Source organism: Thiolapillus sp. (assembly GCF_048562965.1).
In the GTDB taxonomy this organism is placed as follows: domain Bacteria; phylum Pseudomonadota; class Gammaproteobacteria; order Chromatiales; family Chromatiaceae; genus Thiolapillus; species Thiolapillus brandeum_A.
The window spans coordinates 1-4,934 of sequence record NZ_JBHNMF010000243.1 but is presented as its reverse complement, the minus strand read 5'-3'; the positions used below and the strand labels follow the sequence as shown (position 1 = coordinate 4,934).

At 59.1% G+C, this 4,934-nt stretch carries 3 protein-coding genes; all 3 read left to right on the top strand.

The window, feature by feature from the left end:
* Positions 1 to 293 precede the first annotated feature (293 nt).
* The 3 genes from rnr to ACOCD2_RS12280 all read left to right on the top strand — a co-directional run bounded on the left by rnr (position 294) and on the right by ACOCD2_RS12280 (position 4,836).
* Positions 294 to 2,549 carry a ribonuclease R gene (gene rnr, locus ACOCD2_RS12290; RefSeq protein ID WP_293645221.1) on the top strand — a complete coding sequence of 752 codons (2,256 nt, stop codon included), beginning with the start codon at positions 294 to 296 and terminating at the stop codon, positions 2,547 to 2,549.
* Complete coding sequence (gene rlmB, locus ACOCD2_RS12285) at positions 2,546 to 3,292, top strand: 23S rRNA (guanosine(2251)-2'-O)-methyltransferase RlmB (protein ID WP_293645219.1); 747 nt, start codon at positions 2,546 to 2,548, stop codon at positions 3,290 to 3,292. The genes rnr and rlmB overlap by 4 nt, the downstream gene beginning before the upstream one ends.
* A 68-nt stretch (positions 3,293 to 3,360) precedes the next feature.
* Complete coding sequence (locus ACOCD2_RS12280) at positions 3,361 to 4,836, top strand: FecR domain-containing protein (protein ID WP_293645218.1); 1,476 nt, start codon at positions 3,361 to 3,363, stop codon at positions 4,834 to 4,836.
* Positions 4,837 to 4,934: the final 98 nt, after the last annotated feature.

The following is a 4,934-nucleotide window of genomic DNA, read 5'->3' as shown; positions in this document are numbered from 1 at the left end:
GATGTCACCTTCCACTTGTTTGATCATATCGTTGCTACTCCGTCGGATTGTATTGTTGTATAGCGCCATTATAACAAGCCTGTGTGCAGACACGCGGTTTTTACGGTGGCCCTGAATCCTGTAAATACACTCGATGACTGTCTGTCGCGGGGGAGAACCCGCCTGTTATCCGCCAATGCCGCAAGTACCTGGTTTGATCGAAAACTTCCTGGTGCAGCCGGTTAGTATTGATCTATTTCAGAGCGTATAATGTCAGGCTGATAAGTTACGTAACATTGAAGGTAAACAGGCCTGTGGCCAAGTCGAGAAAGAAGAACAAATCACACAAACGTGATCCCTATCGCGCACGGGAAGAGCGCAAATACGAAAATCCCATTCCAAGTCGGGAGCACATACTCGAAACCATGGAAGCTCACGGGGTTCCTGTCAAATCTGAAGATCTCGCTCCTCTTCTGGGGCTGAAAGATCCAAAACAGATTGAGGCGCTGTCATACCGCGTCAAGGCCATGCTTCGGGATGGCCAGATCGTGCGCAATCGCCGTGGTGGCCTTTGCGTGGTGAACAAGAAGGATCTGATCGCCGGCCGGGTTATCGCCCATCCCGACGGTTTCGGCTTTCTGCGTCCTGATGAGGGCGGTGAGGATCTGTTCATGTCACCGCGGGAAATGCGGCCCCTATGGCATGATGATCGCGTGGTCGTACAGGTTACCGGCATGGACAGGCGCGGTCGTCGTGAAGGGTCCGTGGTCGAGATTCTTGAGCGCGCCCACTCGCAGGTGGTGGGGCGTGTTCATGTGGAAGCCGGTGTCGGTTTCCTGGTGCCGGACAACAAGCGCATGACGCACCGCGTCATCATACCGGACGAGCATTTCAACGGTGTGGAAGAAGGCCAGATGGTGGTGGTCGAGATTCTCGAGCAGCCCACCAAGTGGCGACAGCCCATCGGACGGGTAGCCGAGATCATCGGTGACCACATGGCGCCGGGCATGGAAACGGATGTTGCCATCCGCGCCCATGATATTCCTGTCGTCTGGCCTGAAGAAGTGGAACAGGAAATTGCCAGTCTGAAGGAAGAAGTGCCTGAATCGGCAAAGGAAGGACGTGTCGATCTGCGTGAGCTGCCACTGGTGACCATCGACGGTGCAGACGCGCGTGATTTTGACGATGCGGTGTACTGTCAGCGGACCCCCAAGGGTTGGAAGCTGCTGGTATGTATCGCGGATGTTTCCTCTTATGTGCCGGTCGGATCAGCGCTCGACAAGGAGGCCTACAGGCGCGGCAACTCCACGTATTTTCCTGACCGGGTCATTCCCATGCTGCCCGAGGTGCTGTCCAACGGCCTGTGCTCGCTGAATCCGAATGTGGATCGTCTGTGCATGGCGGCCGAACTTTATATCAGCCGGGAAGGCAAGATACTGCGTTCGCGTTTCCTGCAGGCGGTGATGCGGTCCCACGCGCGCCTGACCTATAACCAGGTGGCCGCCATGCTGTTCGACGGCGACGAAAAACTGCGCAAGAAGCACGCGAAGCTTCTGCCTCATCTGGAAGAACTGAACAGCCTTTATCATGCACTGCATGAAGCCAGGAAAGAGCGCGGTGCCATCGATTTCGATACGGTAGAAACGCGTTTCGTGTTCGATGACAGTGGCCGCCTCAGCGGCATCGTACCCACGGTGCGTAATGATGCTCACCGCATCATCGAGGAATGCATGCTGGTGGCGAACGTGGCGTCTGCAAGGCTGCTGCTGCGCAAGAAGATTCCTGCACTTTACCGTGTTCATGAGCCGCCGAGTGAAGACAAGCTCAACGACCTGCATCAGTTCCTGGCACAGCTGGGGCTGAGGCTCAACGGTGGTGACAAGCCCACGGCCAAGGATTATGCGGAACTGATCGAGCAGGTCAAGGGCCGCCCGGACGCCAACATGATTCAGACCGTGTTGCTGCGCTCCATGATGCAGGCCATTTATTCCTCCGAGAATATCGGTCATTTCGGCTTGGCATTTCCGGCTTACACCCATTTCACCTCGCCGATACGGCGCTACCCCGATCTGCTGGTGCATCGCGCCATACGGCATCTGCTGGTGGACGGCCGGGCGGATACCTTCGAGTATTCATTCCCGCAGATGGCCACTATGGGTGAGCATTGCTCCATGACCGAACGGCGCTCGGACGAGGCAACCCGGGATTCTGCCGATGCACTCAAGTGCGAATTCATGCTGGACAGGGTCGGGCAGGAATTCGAAGGACTGATCGTGAGCGTCAACAGCTTCGGTGTGTTCGTGGAGCTGAAGGACGTGTACATCACCGGCCTGGTGCACATTACCTCCCTGGATCACGACTTTTTCCACTTCGATCCTATCGCGCACAAGCTGGTGGGGGAGCGCAGCGGCAAGACCTACCGGCTCGGTGACACCATCCGGGTCGTGGTGGTTGCCGTCAACATGGATGACCGCAAGATCGATCTGGCGCTGGCCAATCGGGCAGAGAAGCCGGCAGATGATAAAAAACGGAGCAAGAAGCGCCGTCCCCGGCGGCGTAAACGGAAATGAGCAAAGGCGCCCGTTATATCGCGGGTATCCACAGCGTTCGAACCGCACTGAAACACGGGGCGGACAGGCTGCAGGCCATCTGGTATGACGCCCGGCGCAATGACAGGCGACTGGGACAGCTGCTGTCGGAAGCGCGCAAATCAGGTGTGTCCCTGCAGGCGACCGACAGGTCCGAACTGGACAGGCTGGCTGGCAGCACCCGGCATCAGGGGGTTGTGGCCCGGGCGGATATGCCTGCTGCGCTGGGGGAGGATGCCCTCGATACGCTGCTTCAGGAGCTGCAGGAGCCGGCGTTTCTGCTGGTCCTCGACGGTGTGCAGGATCCGCACAACCTGGGAGCCTGTCTGCGTACCGCGGATGCAGCCGGCGTGCATGCCGTGATCGCCCCGAAGGACAGGGCAGTCGGCCTGACACCTGTTGCCTGCAAGGTTGCCAGTGGAGCAGCGGAAACTGTGCCTTTCATTCAGGTAACCAATCTGTCCCGTACCTTGCGCCAGTTGCGTGAGGCCTGTGGCTTGTGGGTCGTGGGAATGGCGGGCGAGGCCGAGCAATCCCTTTACCAGACAGATCTGAGCGGAGGGCTGGTCATGGTAATGGGCGGTGAAGAAAAAGGGATGCGGCGGCTGGTCAGGGAGCAATGCGATCTTCTGCTGTCTGTCCCCATGCGCGGTACCGTTGAAAGCCTGAATGTATCTGTCGCCACGGCGGTAGGCTTGTTCGAAGCGGTTCGCCAGCGTGGCTGATGCCCTTTCTCGGAAGCGTCTGAATAAAGTATGATGCAGGGGATCGGGTCGAAAACGGGGCAAGGAAAATGAGGGGAAATGCAAGCAGCTCGAGAAGGTTGCCATATCTGGCGCTGATCCTGTGCGCCGGCCTGCAACAGGTTTCCGCTGCAGAGGCGGGAGAAGAATGGCTGTACAGCTTCCAGCCGGGGGACAATCTCTGGGATCTGACCGACCGTTTTCTCATTGACCAGAGCTACTGGAACAAGCTGGTCAGGCTGAACCATGTGAAGCGGCCGCGGCAAATGTCCCCCGGCACCCAGGTGCGTATCCCCTTGCAGTGGCTGAAGGTCGAGCCTGCATCAGTCAGGGTAGTCGATGTCAGGGGTGAGGTGTTGCTGGTCAGGCCGGGAGAAGCAGGCCATTCCCTGGACGCGCAGGCGCAGCTGAAGCACGGCGACCGTCTGGAAATCGGTAATGACGCGAGTGTGCTGCTGGAGTTTGCGGACGGCACGCGGCAACTGCTGGGCAGCAATACCGAAGTGGAACTGCTGCGTATCAACAGGTTTTCGGATACAGGCATCGGGGACACCACGATCAGGGTTCTGCGTGGAAAAACCGAAAACAGGGTGCCCACCAAGGGTACACGCTTCGAGATCCGGACACCTTCCGCCAATACCGCCGTGCGCGGTACGCGCTTCCGGGTGAAGGTCCCCGAAGCCGAGCAGTCCCGTTCCCAGGTGGAAGTGGTAGCGGGGACGGTCAATGTCACCGGGGATGCCGGAAAACTGGTGCTCGCCGCCGGGTTTGGCACTGTGGTGGACAAGGGAGCTGCGCCAGCGCCGGCTGTGCGGCTGCTCCCGGCTCCCAGTCTGGTTGCTCCCGCCAATACAATGAGACGGCTGCCCCTCGAGCTGCGCTGGGCAAGAGTGCCGGGCGCCAAAGCCTATCGGGTGCTGGTTTCCCATCCGGGAGAAAACAGCGTGCCTGTGATGGATGTGCGGCTGACGCATCACCGTTTCAGCACCAGCTCCCTTCCCGACGGGGAATACCGCGTGAGGGTGCGGGCCATTGATGCCGCCGGACTGGACGGTGAAGAAAGCGAAGTTGGCTTCCTGCTGGATGCCCGGCCGTTGCCACCGGTGGCGGTTATGCCCCCCGCAGGAGGCACGGTGCGCACCACCGCCGTAAATTTCGAATGGTCTACGCCGCCGCAGGTCAGCGGTTATCATTTCCAGCTGTCGTCTGACCGGCAGTTCAAGGCATTGGCTGCTGACGAGAAAAATCTTGGCAAGACGCGTCTCGAACTGCTGTCGCTGCAACCGGGCACCTGGTACTGGCGGGTGGCTTCGACGTTCGGGGACGAACAGGGGCCCTGGGGAGCAGTGCAGGCGTTCGTGCTGAAGCCTGAGCCGGAAGCGCCGGAGGTCGGATTTGTCGCTGACAAGGACAAGCTGCAGCTGTACTGGCAGCCGGGTCGGCCGGGACAGCATTACCGGCTGCAGATTGCCGAAGACGAAGGTTTCCAGACGATTCTGGTGGACGAGGTATTGAGTTTAGCGTAGAAACCCACGTCCTTAGGACGTGGTCATGAGTGATAGGCTCAGCCTGTCACGACTGATACGGCCCATGTTACAACCCGAAACTGAGTTGTCCCCACAAC

What these genes read in the sequence shown, in the direction of transcription:
- ACOCD2_RS12280 (WP_293645218.1), top strand. Translation starts at nt 3,361, where the DNA reads ATGAGGGGAAATGCAAGCAGCTCGAGAAGGTTGCCATATCTGGCGCTG.
- rlmB (WP_293645219.1), top strand. Translation starts at nt 2,546, where the DNA reads ATGAGCAAAGGCGCCCGTTATATCGCGGGTATCCACAGCGTTCGAACC.